This is a genomic window from Orrella sp. JC864, from assembly GCF_037026685.1.
Taxonomy (GTDB): Bacteria; Pseudomonadota; Gammaproteobacteria; order Burkholderiales; family Burkholderiaceae_B; genus Orrella.
In genome coordinates this window covers 1-18,350 of sequence record NZ_JBANET010000035.1, presented here as the reverse complement: position 1 = coordinate 18,350, position 18,350 = coordinate 1, and the positions used below count along the sequence as shown (strand labels likewise).

Sequence of the window (18,350 nt, the reverse complement as noted above, 5' to 3'; positions counted from 1 at the left end):
ATGACGCTGGCCTGGCCGCTGCGCTGATGACGCCGACAACCCGCCCCTACGCTGGAACACTGGCAGAGCCTACCGAGAAAGCTACGCTGATACGCTGGCAGACTCCGACGTGACAGCGGCACTGACGACACGCCGCAACGTTGGATAACACCGATAAGCTCCAGCTTCTGTGCCAGGGGCTGCCTGCAAGCACGGCAGACCTCCCATGCGGGGCGAGTGTCACCCAGAACCTGCGCCCCGCCCCTGAAATCTTCCGCCCTACCCCGCCGCCCCTCCCCCTCAAAATCCGCGGTCGAATGCGAAAGAAGGGGCGCCTGCGCGCCCCGCTTGAGCGGCCCTGCAAGATCTTTCTCTTCTCAAGCGCCGTGGGGCAAGCAGGCAAGAACGACTCCGCCCCCAGCGCCGGACCAAGCCCAGACTACGCAGTCCGCCGAGGCCGGGCGGGGTGGCGGGCGATTTCTGGCGCCGGGCGCGGCGCGAACGCGCCGCACGGCGACGGCATCGCCCGACGCCCCGCCCGGACTCGGCGGACGTGTTCAAGCGGACGTATTCAAGCGGACGTGTCCAAGCGGACGTGTCCAAGTGGACATGCTCAAACGGACTCCTAACGGACGCGTCCAAACAAACACGCTCGACCCACCCGCCCCCTACCGCATCACCCCTTCCCCCTTGACCCGCGCAATCTCCTCAAACCACCCCAGCCGCTGCAGCACCCATTTTTCCCCCTCCAGCAACAGCAGCAAGGCAGGTCCGGTCGCCAGTACCACCAACGCCTCGGCCGCGCCCAGCGCGCGCGAGTCGAAGATGCCCTGCATCGCCGGCAGATAGGTGAAGGCCGCCTGGGCCAGGGTGACGGCGGCGATGGCGGCCAGCACGACGGGCGTGCCGCGCAGCCCCTGCCAGGTGAACGAGCCGCCGTGCAGGTAGCGCACGCTGAACAGGTAGAAGATCTCCATCACGCAGAAGGTGTTGACCACCATGGTGCGCGCGGTGGCCGTATCCAGGCCGCGCGCGGTGGCCCACCAGAAGATGCCGAAGGCCGCGACCGTGAACAGGGCCGAGACCAGCAGGATGCGCCAGAGCATGAAGGGCGAGATCAGCTGGGCGTCGCGCCGGCGCGGCGGCCGGCGCATGATGCCGGGCTCGGGCGGCTCGAAGGCCAGCGCCAGGCCCAGCGTGATGGTCAGCACCATGTTGATCCAGAGGATCTGCGCCGGCGTCATGGGCAGCACGGTGCCCAGCGCCAATGCCGCCACCACGGCCAAGGCCTCGCCGCCGTTGGTGGGCAGGGTCCAGGCCACGACCTTGCGGATGTTGTCGTAGACCGCCCGCCCCTCGTGCACGGCCGCGGCGATCGACGAGAAGTTGTCGTCGGCCAGCACCATCTCGCTGGCCTGCTTGGCCGCTTCCGTGCCCTTGTGGCCCATGGCGATGCCGATGTCGGCCTGCTTGAGCGCGGGTGCGTCGTTCACGCCGTCGCCGGTCATGGCCACCGTCTGGCCCGTGCTTTGCAGGGCGCGCACCAGGCGCAGCTTGTGTTCCGGATTGGTGCGGGCAAAGACGCTGGCGCGCTGCGCGACCCGGACCAGTTCCGCGTCGGAGATTTCCTGCAGCTGCGCGCCGGTCAGCACCTCGGGCCGCTCGGCCAGGCGCAGCTGCCGGGCGATGGTCAGCGCGGTGGCGGCATGATCGCCCGTGATCATCTTCACGGCAATGCCAGCCGCGCGGCACTGCGCGACCGCCTCGATGGCCTCCTCGCGCGGCGGATCGATGAAGCCGACCAGCCCCAGGAAATCCAGCCCGGCCACGTCGGCCATGGACAGGCGCGCCGGCGCGCTATCCAGGCGCTTCATCGCAAAGCCCAGCACCCGCTCGCCGCGCTCGCCGGCCAGGCCGATGGCCGCTTCCCAGTGCGGCAGGCCGCCCGGGCCCAGGCTTTCGGCGCGGCTCAGCGCCAGCACCTGCTCGGGCGCGCCCTTGACGCACAGCCAGGCCGTGCCGTCGGCGCAGTCGTGCAGCGTGGCCATGTAGCGATGCGCCGCGTCGAAAGGGATCTCGTCCACCCGGGGATAGCGGGCACGCTGGCCGGCCTCGTCCAACCCGGCCTTGGCGGCCAGCGCCAACAGGGCGCCTTCCATCGGGTCGCCCGCGACGCGCCAGTCGCCGTCCTGCCCGCGCAGCTGCGCGTCGTTGCACAGCAGGCCCACGCGCGCAATCTGCTCGGCCTGCTCGCGCGCATGGGCCTGGCCTTCGTCCAGTTCGAGCGTGCCTTGCGGCGCATAGCCGGCGCCCGAGACCGTGAGCCGGCCATCGGCGGCAACGACGGTATGGGCCGTCATCTCGTTGCGGGTCAGCGTGCCGGTCTTGTCGGAACAGATGACGGTGGTCGCGCCCAGCGTCTCGACGGCGGGCAGGCGCCGCACGATGGCTCGCCGCGCGGCCATGCGCCGAACGCCGATCGCCAGGGTGATGGTGATGACGGCCGGCAGGCCTTCGGGCACGGCTCCCACCGCCAGCGCCACCACGACCATCAGGGCGTCGAGCCAATGGTAGTCGCGGGCAAACACAGCAAACACATACAAGGCCAGCGCGGCCAGCAGCGCGCACAGCGTGAAGCGGCGCCCGAAGGTCCGGATCTGCCGGATCAGCGGGGTGGTCAGGTCCTGCACCTCGCCCAGCAGGCGGCCGATGCGGCCGATCTGGGTATGGCTGCCCGTGGCGACCACCACGGCGCTGGCCTGCCCGGTGGCCACCAGCGTGCCCGAGTGCAGGATCGAGGCGTGCTCGGCCAGGGGCGCCTCGGCCGCCACCGGCGCCTCGGACTTGTGGGCGGGCACGGATTCGCCCGTCAGGATGGACTCGTCCACTTGCAGGTTGCGGGCGCGCAGCACCCGCGCATCGGCCGGCACCCGGTCGCCGGCCTCGAGCAGGATCACGTCGCCGGGCACCAGCCCGGATACCGCCAGCGTGATACGTTGGCCGCCGCGCAGGGCGTGCGCGCGCGGGGCGATCATCTGGCCCAGCGCCGCCAGGGCCTGCTCGGCGCGGCCTTCCTGCACGAAACCGACCACCGCATTGACCAGCACCACGGCCACGATGATGGCGCCGTCGGTGGCATGCCCCAATGCCAGGGAAACCACCGCCGCGCAAAGCAGGAACAGGATCAGGGGATCGTTGAACTGGGCCAGCAGCCGGCGCCAGGCGGGTGCGGCGCGCCCGGCGGGCAAGGCGTTCGGGCCGAAACGTGCCAGCCGCTGCGCGGCCTGGTCCTGGCCCAGGCCCTGGGGGCCGGCCTGCAAGCGGTCCAGCGCCTGCTCGGCGGACAGGGCATGCCATGGCACGGCCGGATCGGCCTCGGAGGGATCGGATCCCGGCGGATTCGGCGCGGCAGGCGCGCTACGATGCATCGCTACTCCCTTGTTCATGCGCCGGTGCCCGCGCCGATCAGGCGGCACGGGCACCCGCCTTGGCCTTGCCCGCCGGCGCGGCCTCCTGCATCCAGGGCCCGCGCATGAACAAGGCATAGGGTTGCTCCGAACCCGAGGCGCGCAACGCAGCCACCGTGTCGGCCTGCCATTGCGACAGCGCCTCGTGCAGGCCGGTATTGAAGGTTGTCTGGGCCTGCACGGCCTCCTGGAACGAGGCCTGGGCCTGCTGCAGGCCTTGCTGGAACTGGTGCCAGAAGGCCTGGCTGGGAAGCACGGCCAGCGCAGGCAGCTCGGTAGCCTGCTCCACGCTTTCGCGCGCCTTGCCGCATGCCTGGATGTTGCCGCGGCTTGCGCGGCCTGCAAGCTCGGTCCAGTGGACGGCCCTTTCCTGCAGCAGCTGGGCCAGGCGCAGCTGCAGCGCGGCGTTGGCCTTCAGGAGTCCGAGGGCGAAGCTGGCGTCGTGATGCATGGCAGGTCCTTTGTCGAGGGGCAGGCGCGCAGCCTGGGTACGCCTGTCCATTGTCCCGGCGAAGGGCCGCCGGTTCCTTGATGCGGATCAAGGCCCTGGGCCCAGGCGCCAGCACGCCGTGCCTGGACGGCGCCGCCAGGCGGTGCCGCCGGCCATCCGCCGCGCAATTGGCGCCGGCGCCGCGCCTCCATTAAGATCCTGGCCCAAGCGCTTCTTCGCCCTCTCTTGCCCGCCATGAATGCCACCGCAGCCGATTTCCAGACCGTTTGCGCCGCGACGGCGCCAGCCGGACCCGCCACGGCGGCTTGGGGCACGGACCGGCCCATCGGACTCTACGATTCGGGCGTGGGCGGGCTGAGCGTGCTCAACGAGGTGCGCCGCCTTTTACCCGGTGAAAACCTGCTTTACCTGGCCGATACGGCCCACCTGCCCTACGGCGCCAAGCCAGCCCAGGCCATCGTGGCGCGGGCCTGCGCCATCGGCGACTTTTTCGCGGCCCGGCAGGTCAAGGCCATCGGCGTGGCGTGCAACACCGCCACCGCCGCCGCCATCGAAGTCTTGCGGGCCCGCCATCCGGCGCTTGCCGTGGTCGGCATAGAACCGGCGGTCAAACCGGCCGCGGCCCTGACCCGCAGCGGCGTGATCGGCGTGCTGGCCACCTCCGGCACGCTGGCCAGCGCCCGCTTCGCCGAACTGCTGCGGCGCGAGGCGCCCCATGCCCGCGTCCTGCTGCAAGCCTGTCCCGACTGGGTGGAACGGGTCGAGCGTGGCGACCTGGACAGCCCGGCCGCGCGCCGGTCGGTGCGCGCCGCGGTGGCCCCGCTGCTGGCGCAGGGCGCCGACACGCTGGTGCTCGGCTGCACGCATTTTCCCTTTCTTGCGCCCCTGCTGCGCGAGATGGCCGGTCCGGACGTGGCCATCCTGGAGACCGGGGCGGCGTTCGCGCGCCAGCTGCAGCGGCGCCTGCATGAGCTGGACGCACTGCGCGCCCCCCAGCCTGCCGGCACGCTCCAGTGGCTGACCACGGGCGATGCCGCGGCGCTGCAGTCATGCATTGACCGGCTGCTGGGCTGGCCGGCGCAGTGCGCGGCGGTGCCCGAACTCAGCTAGGCAGCAGCTCGCCGCGTATGGCGGCCACCAGGTGCGAGACGGTATAGGGCTTGCTCAGGTGGGCATCGAAGCCGGCCGCGAAGGCGCGCCGGCGGTCGTCGGCGCGCGCCAGGGCGGTCACCGCGATGGCGCGCAGCATGCCGGGGCTCAGGCCCTTGTCCTCGCGCAGGATCTGCAGCAGCTGGTAGCCGTCCATATCAGGCATGCCGATGTCGGTCAGCAGCACGTCGTACTGCTTGTAGCCCTCGCCATCGAGCAGCGCCAGCACTTCGCGCGCCGAGGTGGCCGTGCGCACCTGGGCGCCCTGCTCTTCCAGGATGCGGCGCAGATAGTCCAGGATGTCCTCCTGGTCGTCGACCGCCAGGATGCGATAGCCTTGCAGCCCGGCCTTGTCCAGCGCGATCACGTCCTTGCCCACCACCACGCCTTCCGTGGCCAGGGCAGCCTTGTCCGGGTCGATCAGCGGCAGCCTGACGGTGAAGGTCGCACCCTGGCCCAGCCCTGCGCTGGCCGCCTGCACCGAACCGCCATGCATTTCGGCCAGCTGCTGCACGATGGACAGGCCCAGGCCCAGGCCGCCATGCTTGCGCGAGATCGAGCCGTCGGCCTGGCGGAAACGGTCGAACAGAAAGGGCAGGAAATCCGGCGCAATGCCCGCGCCCGTATCGTGGACGGCGATTTCTACGTGCTCTTGCGCCAGGCTCGCGCAAACGCGTATGCGCCCGCCCGCGGGCGTGAACTTGATCGCGTTGGACAGCAGGTTCCAGAGTATCTGCTTCAGGCGCGTGGGGTCGGCCTGGGTCCAGCACGGCTGCGGCAGGTTCTCGCAAACCAGGCACAGGCCTTTTTCCGCCGCGGTGGGCTCCTGCGTGCCGACGGCTTGCTGGATCAGCGCGCGGATATCGACCGGCTCGAGCTTCAGGCGCGTCTTGCCCAGCAGGAAGCTGCTCATGTCCAGCATGTCCGAAATCAGCGTGGTCTGCGCCTGGGCGCTGTGGGCGATGGCGGCCAGCCCTTTTTGCAGGACTTCGTCGGCGTCGGCATGCTTGAGCAGCAGCTGGCTCCAGCCCAGGATCACCGACAGCGGCGTGCGCAGCTCGTGCGAGAGCGTGGCGAGGAATTCGTCCTTGACGCGGGCGGCGGTCTCGGCCGAGGCGCGGGCGGCCCGTTCGGCCGCCAGCAGCTGCTCCTGGCGGGCGTCGAGCTCGCGCCGCTCGGTCACGTCGGTAAACGCCCCGGTCAGGCCGGTGAGCCGGCCATCGCCGTCCACCCGCGCGCCGCCGCGCACCTCCATCCAGCGCCATGCGCCGTCGTGGCGCTGGATGCGGACCGTCACCAGCAGCGGCTCGTGCCGGCTCAGCGAGGCTTGCAGGGACTGCTCGTAGCGCGCCTGGTCCTCGGGATGCACGTGCGGACGCCAGGGGCGGGCCAGGACGTCGGCCTGCTCCAGCCGGAAGAACCGGCAATAGGCCTTGTTCACGTACTGCACACGGCCTTCGCCATCGAGCACCCATACCGGCATCGGCATGTCGTCGGCCAGGTCGCGAAAGCGGGCCTCGCTTTCGATCAGGGCGCGCTCGGCGCGCTTGCGCCAGGCGATGTCCTTGAAGATGATGGCCACCAGCCGCTGCTCGGGCTCGCCGACACGAAAGGCATGGACTTCGTACCACCGGCCCAGCGCCTTGGCCTCGTGCTCGAAGCGCACTTCCTCGCCCTCGCGCGCGATGCGCGCGTAGATGCGGAACCAGAACTCCTCGTGCGCGGGCGCCAGTTCGCGCATGCGCCGACCCACCGCATCGCGCAGGCCGGTCTGCGACTCGAAGGCGCGGTTCACCTGCAGGAAGCGATAGTCCGCGCCCTCGCCGGTTTCATCCAGCAACACTTCGATGATGCAGCAGCCCTGGTCGGTCCGGTCGAACAGCAGCCGGGACATTTCCGGAATGGACGGGCCGGCGACCGACCACGGCTGGGCGACGGCTTGGCCGATGAACGACGGCGTCCGGGATGCAGCCGCGGGGGCCGCAACGACCTTGGGGGCCCGTGACGAAACCTGAGGCGCCATTACCGCTCCTGATGGATGCATGCCGGCCCGGCCGCAAAAGGCCTTGGGCAACGGCGGATGCGCCGACCGATTCTACGCGTGCGGTCCGGGAACGGTGTAATCGGGTGTTTCGCGCCGGCGGCGCTACCAGGCCAGCGTTTCGTTGCGGTAGTCGACGAAGGCGCAGGCCGGCCGCCCGGCGTAGGCTTCGATGGTATGGGCCAGGCCTTGCACGCTTTCGTCCACGCCGATATCGGCGGCATCGCCGCCCATGTCGGTGCGCACCCAGCCCGGATGCAGCGCCAGCACGGCGAAACGCAGCGTGCCCATCTGCGCCGCCCAGCTTTGCAGCAGGCTGTTCAGCGCCGCCTTGCTGGCGCCGTACAGGGGGATGCGCGCCGAACGCGCCAGCGCCACGCTGCCCATTTGCGAACTGAGGAACGCGGCCACGCCGCCGTCGGCCAGCGCATCGGCCAATCCTTGCGCCAGGCCGACGGGGGCCAGCGCATTGGTGGCGAACAGCCGTGCGGTATCGGCGGGGCTGACTTCGAGGTAGTTCGGGGCGTCGGGCTGCTTGATGCCGGCATTGACGATGAGCCGATCGAGCTTGTTGCCGCCCAGGCTGGTCCGCACGCGCGCCACGATGGCCGGGTCGGTGATGTCGGACTCGATCAGCACGAGCCGCTCGGGATGGCGCGCCGCCAGTTCGCGCAGTTCGGCGGCGCGGCCCAGGTCGCGCGCCACCGCGTGCACCGTATGGCCCGCCTGCACATAATGGGACACCAGGCCCAGGCCGATGCCGCGCGAGGCGCCTGCCACGAGTATGTTGGACATGGATAAGCTCCGGTATGCAAAGGACGCATCTTCGCACATTGCCTTGCGCTTGCACGCAGGGCGGCCGGCGCAAGACGCTACAGTATCGGTGCCACCACGCAAGGACCCGCCCCATGAACGACCCGCACCCGCCCCGCCGGCATTTCTCGATGATCCGGGAGTTCCACCTGGCCGACCTGTGCACCCTGGCCAATGCGGCCTGCGGCGTGGCGGCGGTCTTCCTGGCGATGCGCTACATGGGCGAGCCGGCCACCGGGATCTTCATGCTGGCCGCCGCCATGGCGCCGGCCGCTTTCGTCTTCGATGTGCTGGACGGCCATGTGGCGCGCTGGCGCCAGAAGCACTCAGCCTTCGGCCGCGAGCTGGATTCGCTGGCCGACGTGATCTCCTTCGGCGTGGCGCCGGCCGCACTGGCCTATGCGGCCGGCATGCGCGGCGGCTGGGACATCGCTGCGCTGATCTATTTCGTGTGCTGCGGCGTCAGCCGGCTGGCGCGCTTTAACGTCACCGCCGACACGCTCGCCGAGGGCAAGGCCAAGGTGGCCTACTTCGAAGGCACGCCCATCCCCACCAGCGTGCTGCTGACGGCGGTGCTGGCCTTCGCCGCCTCGCAGGACAGGCTCGGGCCCGACCTGTACCTGGGACAATGGACGGTGGGCCCCTGGACCTTGCACCCGCTGGTGCTGCTGTTCGTGCTCTCGGGCTCGCTGATGATCAGCAAGACCCTGCGCATCCCCAAGCTGTAGCCTTTTTCCTTTTATCCATGCAAACCGTAGAACTGGACGACAGCAGCGCCGACCGCTACCTGCTGGACGCACGCGGCCTGACGCTGCTGGTGTTTCATAGCCGCACCTGCCCGAACTGCCGCATCGCGCGCGAGCGGCTGCCGCAGATGAACCTGCCTATCGACCGGCTGGCCTGGGTGGACGCCGGCCAGAACGGCGGGCTGGTGCAGCGCTACGAGGTGTTCCACCTGCCGGCGATGTATGTGGTGCGCGATGGCGTTTTCTATGGACCGGTGCAGGCCAGCCTGGCGCATTGGGACATTTCGCGGCAAATCGCCTTGGCGCTGGATGGCTATCCGGCCGAGTTGCCGTAAGGCGCCGGCCCGCCTCAGCCGCAACGAATCGCCGTAATCACGTTGTTGTCGTCCACCAGCACGTTCAGCCGCTGCGGGTTGTACTCCATGGTCACCACCTGGCCCGGGCGCAAGGTGCGCGCCGTGGCCGAGCCCGACTGCTGGAGCAGCTGCGCGGCCAGGCTGTCGCTCAGGGGCTGGCCCAGCGAGCCTTGCAGGTTGTCGGCGTTGCATTCGCCGCCCGGCGCCTGGCCCCAGGAAGGGCTGGCCGAAGCGCCGGCCGCGCCGCCGGCCGTCTCGGAGGATTGGGGGCCCGAGGAGCCGGCGCAGCCGGCCAGGCCAAGGACGAGGGCAAGGGGCGCCAGCCACGCGTATGAGGTTTTCATGATGATGTCTCTCCTGTTGTTGCCGACGAACCATGATAGGGCCTGTGAGAGAATCGAGCCACCCGTGGCCCTTTCTTCCTGCCCATGTCCGCCACCGTCCAGTTCCGCCTGCGCATCTACCAGAACGAAGCGATCGCCATCGGCCCCGGCAAGGTGGCCCTGCTGGAAGCCATCGCCCGCACCGGCTCGATTTCGGCCGCGGCGCGCGAACTGGGCATGTCCTACCGCCGCGCCTGGATGCTGATAGACGAGACCAACCGGGGCCTGAAGTCGCCAGCCGTGCATACCGCCGCCGGCGGTGCGCAGGGCGGCGGCACCCACCTGACGCCGGTGGGCGAGGCGCTGGTGCGGCACTATCGCGACATCGAGCGCACGGCCCATGCCGCCGCCGCCAGGCAGATCCGCGCACTGACGCAACTGCTGGCCGACTGACCCAGCGGTAGCTAAATAAAAGAAGGACAAAAGCCCCCACGCTGCGCCTGTCGGCTTGCTGCCCCCCGAGGGGGCCGCTTTTTGCCTTGGGGCGGCCCGGCGGCAAAAAATACCCCCACGCTGCGCCTTCGGCTTGCTGCCCCCCGAGGGGGCCGCTTTTTGCCTTGGGGCGGCCCGGTGGCAAAAAATACCCCCACGCTGCGCCTTCGGCTTGCTGCCCCCCGAGGGGGCCGCTTTTTGCCTTGGGGCGGCCCGGCGGCAAAAAATACCCCCACGCTGCGCCCGCTTGTGCCACAATCCGCGCTATATACCAATAAACATTACGAATGCCTGCCCTTCTTGCCGCCACCGACTGGTCGCCGCTGACGCTCTCGCTCAAGGTCGCCTTCGTCGCCACCCTGCTGGCGCTGCTGGCCGGCGTGGCGCTGGGCTGGGTTTTCGCGCGCAAGCGCTTTCCCGGGCGCACCGTGCTGGAAGCCGTGCTGATGCTGCCGCTGGTGCTGCCGCCCACCGTGATCGGCTACGCCATCCTGGTGGCCGCGGGCCGCCGCAGCCCGCTGGGCGCCTGGCTGCGCGAGCACCTGGACTACAGCCTGATCTTCAACTGGCATGGCGCGGTCATCGCCTCGGCCGTCGTGGCCCTGCCGCTGGTGCTCAAGTCGGCCAGCGCCGCCTTCGCCGGCGTGGACAGGACGCTGGAGCAGGCGGCCGGCACGCTGGGGCAGTCGCGCTTTTCGACCTTCGTGCGCGTGACCCTGCCGCTGGCCTGGCCCGGCATCCTGGCCGGCACCCTGCTGGCCTTCGCCCGCGCCATGGGCGAGTTCGGCGCCTCGCTGATGGTGGCCGGCTCGATCCCGGGACAGACCCAGACGCTTTCGATGGCCATCTACGACGCCGTGCAGGCCGGCCACGGCGACCTGGCCCTGCTGCTGGTGATCGTCACCTCCGCCCTGTCGATCGCCATCCTGGTGGCGTCCAACCGCTACCTTTCCCTGCGCTGACCCAAAGGACCCCGACATGCCGCTTTGCCGTTTCCTGTGCACCGCCATCCTGGCTTGCCTGCCGCTGCTGGCCAGCGCCCAGGCGCTGACGATTTCGGCCGCAGCCAGCCTGACCGACGCCTTCAAGGAAATCGCCGCGCTGTTCGAAGCCGCGCACCCGGGCGCCAAGCTGCGCCTGAACTTCGCCGCCTCGGGCGTGCTGCTGCAGCAGATCGAACAAGGCGCGCCGGTGGACGTATTTGCCAGCGCCGACCAGGCCACCATGGACCGCGCGGCCCAGGCCGGCCGCATCGACCCGGCCAGCCGGCGCGATTTCGCCGCCAACAGCCTGGTACTGGTCGCGCCGGTCCAGGACGGCCCGGCCATCGGCGCGCTGGCCGAACTGCGGCAGCCCGGGATCCGGCGCATCGCCATCGGCAAGCCCGGCACCGTCCCGGTAGGCCGCTATACCCGGCAGGCGCTGGCGCACGCCGGCCTGTGGGAGAGCCTGCAGCCGCGCCTGGTGCAGGCCGACAGCGTGCGCCAGGCGCTGGACTACGTCAGCCGCGGCGAGGTCGAGGCCGGCTTCGTCTACCGCACGGACGCCATGCTGATGGCCGGCAAGGTCAGGATCCTGCTGACCGCCGGCGGTCATGACCCGGTGACGTATCCGGTGGCGGTGGTCTCCGACAGCAAGGCCGCCAGCCAGGCCCGCGACTTCGTGGACTTCCTGCTGCAGCCGCCGGCCCGGCAGGTGCTGGCGCGCTACGGCTTCGGCCAGCCTTGAGCCGCATGCCGCCATGATCGACCTGGACATCGGCTTGTCGGTCAGCGACCGCTCGCGCAGCTTCGCGCTGGCCGCGCGCCTGCAGACGGACGCGCGGGTGGTGGCGCTGTACGGGCCGTCCGGCTCGGGCAAGTCGCTGACGCTGCAAGCGGCGGCAGGGCTGCTGCGTCCCGCCCGCGGCCATATCCGGCTGGGGGGCCGCACGCTGTTCGATGCGGCGGCCGGCGTGGACGTACCCGCCCGCGACCGCCGGCTGGGCTACCTGTTCCAGGACTATGCGCTGTTCCCGCACCTGACCGTGCGCCAGAACGTGGCCTTCGGGCTGACGCACTGGCTGCGTCGCAAGCCCGCCCCGCCTCAGGCCCGGCGGGTGGACGAGCTGCTCGAGCGCTTCGGCCTGGCGGCGCTGGCCGACAGCAGGCCCGCCGCGCTGTCCGGCGGGCAGCGCCAGCGCACCGCGCTGGCGCGCGCCCTGGCCCGCGAGCCGCTGGCCTTGCTGCTGGACGAGCCTTTTGCGGCCTTGAACCCCATGCTGCGCGCATCGCTGCGCCAAGAGCTGGCCGAGACCGGCCGGGCCTGGAACCTGCCCATCCTGATGATCACGCACGACATCGAGGACGTGCTGGCGCTGGCCGATGCGGCCTTCGTGTACGACAACGGCCGCGTCACCCACGAGATCGACCTGCGCACGGCGCAAAGCCGGCAAGCAGCGCGCGGCCAGCTCGATCCCGAAGGGGCCGCGGATCATGCCTGCCCCCGCAAGGCCAGGCTGCGCAGCCTGCTGGGCAAGCTGGCCGGCAGCGCCTGAGCCTGCTTGCCGGCGCGCGGCGCACCAGCGCCGCAAGCCTTGCGCCGCGGATTCAGTCGCGGAAGTTATTGAACTGCAAGGGCAGGTCCACGTCGGTCTTGCGCAGCAGGGCGATGGCCGCCTGCAGGTCGTCCCGCTTCTTGCCGCTGACGCGCAGCTTCTCGCCGGCGATCTGGGGTTCGACCTTGAGCTTGGCCGCCTTCAGCGCCGCGGTCAGCTTCTTGCTGACGGCCTGCTCGATGCCCTGCTTGAGGGTGATCTTCTGGCGCGCGCCGCCCAGGTTGACCACGGGGTCGGCCACGTCCATGCTGCGCGGGTCGATCTGGCGCGCCGACAGGCGGCCGCGCAGGATGTCCTGCATCTGCTTGAGTTGGAAATCGCTGGGCGCGCTCAGGCTCACGACAAAGCCTTCGAGTTCGAACTTCGCGTCGGTGCCCTTGAAATCGAAGCGCGTGGCCAGTTCCCGGTTGGCCTGGTCCACGGCGTTGCTGAGCTCGTGCTTGTCCACTTCGGAAACGACGTCGAAAGATGGCATGGGTGGAAAATCCTGGCAAAGATGGCAATGGCGGGGCCACGGCCTGCACAAGCCCGGTGCGGCCCCAAGACGGAAAGTGTAGAGGATTGCGCGGCGCCGTCCGGGCTAGTGCGCCGCGATCACGATGGAGACGCGGCGGTTCTGCGCACGACCCTCGCGCGTGGCGTTGCTGGCGACGGGCCGGCGCTTGCCCAGCCCGCGTGCGAAGATGCCCTGGCGGGGCAGCCCGGCCTGGGCCAGCGCCTGGGCCACCGACTGCGCGCGGCGCAAGGACAGCGCATCGTTGTAGGCGTCCGAGCCCAGGTTGTCGGTATGGCCGTCCACCCGCACGGTCGTGATGCCCACCTCGGCCAGCGCCGCGCCGATGCGCTGCACCGCCGCGTTGCTTTGCGGGCCGAGCTTGACCTCGTCCACGCCGAACAGCACCTTGTTGGACAGGCCCAGCGCCCATCCCTCCTCGGTCAGTTCGAAGCCGTGCTCCTTGAGCACGGCGATCTGGGCGGGCGTCAGGCCGCCCTTGGTGGTCTGGCAGGCTGGCAACTGGGCCACGCAGGCAGCGGCCAGGAAATATCCAAGAACTTTGCGGCGGCTTGCTAGCATGATGATGGTTCTCGATCGGGTGAAGCGGCGCCGGGCGCCTGGGCATCGCCCGAAGCGGCGGACAGGGCGGCGCCTTTGTGTTTGGCTTTGGCGCGGTACATGGCGGCGTCGGCACTGGCCATCAGGGCTTGCGGCGTCAGGCCGTCGTCCGGGTAGACCGCCACACCGACGCTCACGGAAGTCTGCACGCACGCCCCGCCGGCCAGGCTGATGGGCGAGACCATGCAGGCGCGCAGGTTCTCGGCCACGCGCAAGGCGTCGGCGCGTTCATGCAGCGACAGCAGCAGCACCGCGAACTCGTCGCCGCCAATGCGCCCGACCAGGTCGCTTTCGCGCACCTGCGCGCGCAGGCGCGCGGCCACCGCGCTAAGCACGGCGTCTCCGGCCGCATGGCCCATGCTGTCGTTGATCTCCTTGAAGCCGTTGGCGTCCACATACAGCAGGCCGACGCGCTCGCCGCTTTCCTTGGCGTCGCGCACGGCACGGCTCATGCGGCTTTCGAAGAAGGCGCGGTTGCATAGGCCGGTCAGGCTGTCGTGGGTGGCGCGATGCACCAGCGAGCTGTTTTCGTTCTGCAGGTAACGCTGCCAGGCCTCGAACCCGTCCAGCACCGCGTTGAAGTCCTGGCCCAGCTCATTGAGTTCGGCGATGGCGGCCGGCTCGACGCGCTGGCCCAGGTCGCGGTCGCGGCGCACCGCGTGCGCCACCGCGGCCAGCTCCCTCAGGGGCTGGGTGATGCGGCCGACCAGCCGCCGCGACAGGTAGATGCCGGCGGCGGTGCTGGCCACCAGGCAGATCAGCAGCCCGGCCAGCCCGGTCGCCAGAAAGCGCAGCAATGCGCCGCCGTGGCCGGCCACCTCGACCAGGCCGACTTCGCGCTGGCCCTGGACCACCGGCTGGACGACGATGCTGGGCAGCAGCAGGTCGGCCAGCATGTCCTCGAAGACCGCAAAGCTGCCGCTGTGCGGCCGCTGCCACTCGGCCAGCAGCAGGCCGTCGGCGGCGCTGACCCGCGCCAGCGAGACCTCCTCGGAAGAGGCGATCAGCGCCAGGCTCTCGGCCGCCACCACCGGGTCGCGGAATACGACCGACGCCTCGACCGTATAAGCCATGGAACGGGCGATCAGCTGCAGATTGTGGTTGGCATAGGCGCGCAGCGCCACCAGGCCCACTGCCGTCATCGCCAGCCCCGCCAGTCCCACGGCGATGACCGCCACGCTCAGATGCGCGCGTCGCAGCACCTGGCGCAGGCTGGGCCGGGCCCGCCCTGCGGGGCGGAATTGGCGGCGGTTCGAGCCGGTCATGGGCGCTCCTGCCTGCTGCGGCCCAGCTTGAGCACCTGGGGATGAACGCGCACGGTGCTGCGTGCCACCGAATCCAGGTTGACCAGGAACGACACCATGCTGCCTTGCACGTGCAGGCAGAACATCGGGCCGGCCTCGCATTCGCCGCCCTCGGCGATGCTCAGCACCGCATGGCCGGCAAGCCGCTCGTACAGCCGCCACTCTTCGTCGGGATCCAGCCGGCCCGTGTAGACCGCATCGCAGTGGCTGGGCAGGTTGGGCGTATCCAGCGGCAGGTTGCGCGCCACGATGGGCCGCCCGTCCGGCAATCGCTGCTCGCGGATGCCGGCCAGCACCTGGCCGTATTCGACTGGCCCGAGTATGCAAAGGCGCAACGGCCCGTCCGCCTGGGGCCAGCGCGCATAGCCCAGGATGCCGGTGACGGTGCCGGATACCGCCTGGGCGCCCGCCAGGCCCGGCGCGCCGGCGACCGCCCGCACGGCAGGCGCCGGCAAAGCGGCCAGGCACGCGCATACCGCTGCCGGCGCGCCCCAACGCCGCAGACGTCCTTGTACGAATACGGATATATCCCGCGGCCGCAAGACGGGTCTCCGGTGCTTTTTGTCGGAACGTAACATTTTATAGCCAGAACGCACATAGGGGCAGCCCTCTTTTAAAGGATCGCCTCCCGCGCCAGACCTTGCTGTCCGGGGCGACCGGGCGTCCGGCCCGGCCCGCGCCCGGGGCCGGGCCGGGCAGAGCCCGCGACGAAATGTCGCCATGTGTTGCCGGGGTAGGCTGGCCGCCTTCCTACACTGGTACGCGGGACCGCGGCAGGGCGGGTCTTTTCGCCTGGGACCGTGCGCGGCCTCACCGACACAGGAGCGACCATGAAACACCCGACGTCCGGCGCCGGCTTGCTCAAAGCCGCCGCCCTGCTGCTGTTCATCCTGGGGATCGTGCTGATCGGGGGCGGAGGGTGGCTGCTGATCCTGGGCGATACGCCCTTCTACCTGGCCGCCGGCCTTGCCATGGCGGCCACCGCCGTGCTGTTGTGGCGCCGGCGCCCGGCCGCCTTGTGGGTGTATACCGCGCTGGTGCTGGCCACCCTGGCCTGGGCGCTGTGGGAAGCGGGCCTGGACTGGTGGCCGCTGGCCGCGCGCGGCGACGTCGTTTTTGTGCTGGGGCTGGTGCTGCTCACGCCATGGATCGCCCGGGCGCTGTGGCCGGCCGAACCGCGCGCGGCGGCCGACGCCGCCGGGCAGCGGCCCGCGCCGGCCCGCTGGATGGGCGCGCGCCTGGCGCTGGCGCTGTCGCTGCTGCTGTTCCTGGCCGTCTCGGTGGCGTCCTGGTTCGTCGACCCCACCCGCATCGAAGGCAGCTTCGCCCAGGTGGACGGCCCGCCGCCCACCGAGGACGCCGCCGTGCCCCCGGGGGAATGGCATGCCTATGGCCGCACCGGCCACGGCCAGCGTTATTCCCCGCTGACCCAGATCACGCCGCAGAACGTCTCGCAGCTGCAGGTCGCCTGGACCTACCGGACCGGCGACGTGCGCGGCCAGCCAGGCGATCCGGAGGAAACCACCTTCCAGGTCACGCCGCTGAAGATCGGCAACACCCTGTTCCTGTGCACGCCGCACCAATCGGTGGTGGCGCTCGATGCGGCCACCGGCAAGGAAATCTGGCGGCGCGACCTGAAGGTGCGCGATAACCTGGCCTTGCAGCACCTGACCTGCCGCGGACTGTCCTACCAGCCGGCCGCCCGCACCACCGCCGCGCACAGCGCGCCGGCCGAAGCGGCCGAAAATACCCAGCCGCCCGCCGAGCCGCCCCTGCCCGCGGACCAGGACCCCGCCCAGCGAGGCGAAGCCGGCACCGAGGACACCGACGGCCCCGCGCAGGAAACGCCGCAAACCCTGGGCGCGACCGAGCCCACGCGCGTGCCGGCCGAGCGCCCCCCTGCGCACGGCGAGCTACCCGAGCTGCCGCTGGCGGCGGCCGAAGGCCCCACGCGCGAGCGCTGCCCGGCGCGGCTGTTCATGCCCACCGCCGACGGCAGGCTGGTCGCCCTGAGCCCGGAAGACGGCGCGGTCTGCCTGGACTTCGCCGATCGCGGCCAGCTCAACCTGTGGGGCAACATGCCGCACCTGAACCTGGGGTCGTACTACTCGACCTCGCCGGTGGTCGTCACCGAGTCGGTCATCGTCGTGGGCGGCACAGTGCTGGACAACGTCTCGACCACCGAACCGTCGGGCGTGATCCGCGCCTACGATACCCAGACCGGCAGGCTGGTGTGGAACTGGGATTCGGGCAATCCCGAGCGCACCGAGCCGCTGGCTCCGGGCGAGACCTATACCGCCAATTCGCCCAACAGCTGGTCGATCTCCAGCGTGGACGAGGAACTGGGCATGGTCTACGTGCCCATGGGCAACCAGCCGCCCGACCAATGGGGCGGCGAGCGCAGCGAGAACGCCGAACGTTATTCATCCTCGGTGGTGGCGCTGGACCTGAAGACCGGCCAGGTGCGCTGGCACTTCCAGACGGTGCGCCACGACCTGTGGGACTACGACGTGCCTTCGCAACCCTCGCTGCTGACGCTGAACATCGACGGGCGGCAAGTGCCGGCGCTGGTGCAGCCCACCAAGCAAGGCGAGATCTACGTGCTGGACCGGCGCACCGGCGAGCCGCTGCTGCCCGTGACCGACAAGCCCGCCCCGCAAGGCGCGGCCGAGGGCGACTACACCGCCGAGACGCAGCCGGTCTCGGCGCTGTCCTTCGATCCGCCGCCGCTGACCGGCGCGGACATGTGGGGCGCGACGATGTTCGACCAGATGGCCTGCCGCATCGCGCTCAAGCGCCTGCGCTACGAGGGCCGCTACACGCCGCCCTCGACCCAGGGCACGCTGGTGTATCCGGGTAACTTCGGCGTGTTCAACTGGGGCAGCATCGCAGTCGATCCGCAGCGCCAGATGGCGTTCACCACGCCCACCTACCTGGCCTTCGTCTCGCGCCTGATCCCGCGCGAGGACGACGAAACCCTGTACGTGCAGGACGGCCCGCCCCATGGCGTGCTGCCCAACCTGAACGAGAACATCGGCGCGCCCTTCGCCGTGCACCTGGGCCCGTTCACTTCGCTGCTGGGCCTGCCCTGCCAGGCGCCGCCCTGGGGCTATGTCGCGGGCGCCGACCTGACCACCGGCGAGATCGTCTGGAAGCACCGCAACGGCACGGTGCGCGACGCCTCGCCGCTGCCGCTGCCTTTCCGCATGGGCGTGCCCAACCTGGGCGGGCCGGTCATGACCGCCAGCGGCGTGGCCTTCCTGTCGGGCACCATCGATAACTACGTGCGGGCCTACGACGTGCGCGACGGCAAGCAATTGTGGGAACACCGCCTGCCGGCCGGCGGGCAGGCCACGCCCATGACCTATACGGCGGCGGACGGCCGGCAGTTCCTGCTGGTGGTGGCAGGCGGACATGGGTCGCTGGGGACCAAGGCGGGGGATTATGTGATTGCCTATGCCTTGCCGGATTGAGCGGGGGGGGGGGGGGGGGGGGGGGGGGGGGGCCCCGCCCCCCCCC

General features: G+C 70.4%; 17 protein-coding genes. 8 read left to right on the top strand and 9 right to left on the bottom strand.

Going from position 1 to position 18,350, the window contains the following annotated elements; translation table 11 throughout:
* Positions 1 to 647: 647 nt before the first annotated feature.
* Positions 648 to 3,425: a cation-translocating P-type ATPase gene (locus V8Z80_RS20235; RefSeq protein WP_336063267.1), complete on the bottom strand. Its 2,778-nt coding sequence runs from the start codon at positions 3,423 to 3,425 to the stop codon at positions 648 to 650.
* A gap of 19 nt (positions 3,426 to 3,444) precedes the next feature.
* Positions 3,445 to 3,897, bottom strand: a complete 453-nt coding sequence (locus V8Z80_RS20230; protein ID WP_155195304.1) for a hypothetical protein — start codon at positions 3,895 to 3,897, stop codon at positions 3,445 to 3,447.
* 234 nt (positions 3,898 to 4,131) lie between these two features.
* Between V8Z80_RS20230 and murI the strand changes: the two genes are divergently transcribed.
* Positions 4,132 to 5,007 (top strand): glutamate racemase, encoded by an 876-nt coding sequence (murI, locus tag V8Z80_RS20225; protein ID WP_336063266.1) that lies wholly within the window; start codon positions 4,132 to 4,134, stop codon positions 5,005 to 5,007.
* On the opposite strand, the gene V8Z80_RS20220 is transcribed toward murI, so the two are convergent.
* Positions 5,000 to 6,940, bottom strand: a complete 1,941-nt coding sequence (locus V8Z80_RS20220; RefSeq protein WP_336063265.1) for a hybrid sensor histidine kinase/response regulator — start codon at positions 6,938 to 6,940, stop codon at positions 5,000 to 5,002. The genes murI and V8Z80_RS20220 overlap by 8 nt on opposite strands.
* Before the next feature lie 252 nt (positions 6,941 to 7,192).
* Positions 7,193 to 7,882: an SDR family oxidoreductase gene (locus tag V8Z80_RS20215; protein ID WP_336063264.1), complete on the bottom strand. Its 690-nt coding sequence runs from the start codon at positions 7,880 to 7,882 to the stop codon at positions 7,193 to 7,195.
* A gap of 113 nt (positions 7,883 to 7,995) precedes the next feature.
* Here V8Z80_RS20215 and V8Z80_RS20210 point away from each other — a divergent pair, with 113 nt between their 5' ends.
* Positions 7,996 to 8,628, top strand: a complete 633-nt coding sequence (locus V8Z80_RS20210) for a CDP-alcohol phosphatidyltransferase family protein (protein WP_155195308.1) — start codon at positions 7,996 to 7,998, stop codon at positions 8,626 to 8,628.
* Between the two features lie 17 nt (positions 8,629 to 8,645).
* The gene (locus tag V8Z80_RS20205; RefSeq protein ID WP_155195309.1) at positions 8,646 to 8,981 is read left to right on the top strand and encodes a thioredoxin family protein; all 336 of its coding nucleotides are present in this window, start codon (positions 8,646 to 8,648) and stop codon (positions 8,979 to 8,981) included.
* A gap of 14 nt (positions 8,982 to 8,995) precedes the next feature.
* Here V8Z80_RS20205 and V8Z80_RS20200 read toward each other — a convergent pair whose 3' ends face one another.
* On the bottom strand, positions 8,996 to 9,346 hold the full coding sequence (locus V8Z80_RS20200; RefSeq protein ID WP_155195310.1) for an I78 family peptidase inhibitor: 351 nt from the start codon (positions 9,344 to 9,346) through the stop codon (positions 8,996 to 8,998).
* Positions 9,347 to 9,430: 84 nt separating this feature from the next.
* Here V8Z80_RS20200 and V8Z80_RS20195 point away from each other — a divergent pair, with 84 nt between their 5' ends.
* The 4 genes from V8Z80_RS20195 to V8Z80_RS20180 all read left to right on the top strand — a co-directional run bounded on the left by V8Z80_RS20195 (position 9,431) and on the right by V8Z80_RS20180 (position 12,353).
* Positions 9,431 to 9,778: a winged helix-turn-helix domain-containing protein gene (locus V8Z80_RS20195; protein ID WP_155195311.1), complete on the top strand. Its 348-nt coding sequence runs from the start codon at positions 9,431 to 9,433 to the stop codon at positions 9,776 to 9,778.
* Positions 9,779 to 10,104: 326 nt separating this feature from the next.
* Entirely contained in the window at positions 10,105 to 10,779 is a 675-nt protein-coding gene (modB, locus tag V8Z80_RS20190; RefSeq protein WP_155195312.1) for a molybdate ABC transporter permease subunit, read from the top strand.
* A 16-nt stretch (positions 10,780 to 10,795) separates the two neighbouring features.
* The gene (gene modA / locus V8Z80_RS20185; RefSeq protein ID WP_336063263.1) at positions 10,796 to 11,545 is read left to right on the top strand and encodes a molybdate ABC transporter substrate-binding protein; all 750 of its coding nucleotides are present in this window, start codon (positions 10,796 to 10,798) and stop codon (positions 11,543 to 11,545) included.
* 13 nt (positions 11,546 to 11,558) lie between these two features.
* Positions 11,559 to 12,353: a sulfate/molybdate ABC transporter ATP-binding protein gene (locus V8Z80_RS20180; protein WP_336063262.1), complete on the top strand. Its 795-nt coding sequence runs from the start codon at positions 11,559 to 11,561 to the stop codon at positions 12,351 to 12,353.
* Positions 12,354 to 12,405: 52 nt separating this feature from the next.
* Here V8Z80_RS20180 and V8Z80_RS20175 read toward each other — a convergent pair whose 3' ends face one another.
* The 4 genes from V8Z80_RS20175 to V8Z80_RS20160 all read right to left on the bottom strand — a co-directional run bounded on the left by V8Z80_RS20175 (position 12,406) and on the right by V8Z80_RS20160 (position 15,271).
* The gene (locus V8Z80_RS20175) at positions 12,406 to 12,888 is read right to left on the bottom strand and encodes a YajQ family cyclic di-GMP-binding protein (RefSeq protein WP_336063261.1); all 483 of its coding nucleotides are present in this window, start codon (positions 12,886 to 12,888) and stop codon (positions 12,406 to 12,408) included.
* 105 nt (positions 12,889 to 12,993) lie between these two features.
* Positions 12,994 to 13,488 carry an OmpA family protein gene (locus V8Z80_RS20170; RefSeq protein WP_336063260.1) on the bottom strand — a complete coding sequence of 165 codons (495 nt, stop codon included), beginning with the start codon at positions 13,486 to 13,488 and terminating at the stop codon, positions 12,994 to 12,996.
* A complete protein-coding gene (locus V8Z80_RS20165) occupies positions 13,482 to 14,792 on the bottom strand; it encodes a diguanylate cyclase (protein WP_336063259.1) in 1,311 nt (436 codons plus the stop codon). Before V8Z80_RS20165 ends, V8Z80_RS20170 begins: the two co-directional genes overlap by 7 nt.
* Positions 14,789 to 15,271, bottom strand: coding sequence for a YfiR family protein (locus tag V8Z80_RS20160; protein ID WP_336063258.1), 483 nt, complete (start codon positions 15,269 to 15,271; stop codon positions 14,789 to 14,791). The genes V8Z80_RS20165 and V8Z80_RS20160 overlap by 4 nt, the downstream gene beginning before the upstream one ends.
* Positions 15,272 to 15,661: 390 nt before the next feature.
* Here V8Z80_RS20160 and V8Z80_RS20155 point away from each other — a divergent pair, with 390 nt between their 5' ends.
* Positions 15,662 to 18,304: an outer membrane protein assembly factor BamB family protein gene (locus V8Z80_RS20155; protein ID WP_336063257.1), complete on the top strand. Its 2,643-nt coding sequence runs from the start codon at positions 15,662 to 15,664 to the stop codon at positions 18,302 to 18,304.
* Positions 18,305 to 18,350 lie beyond the last annotated feature (46 nt).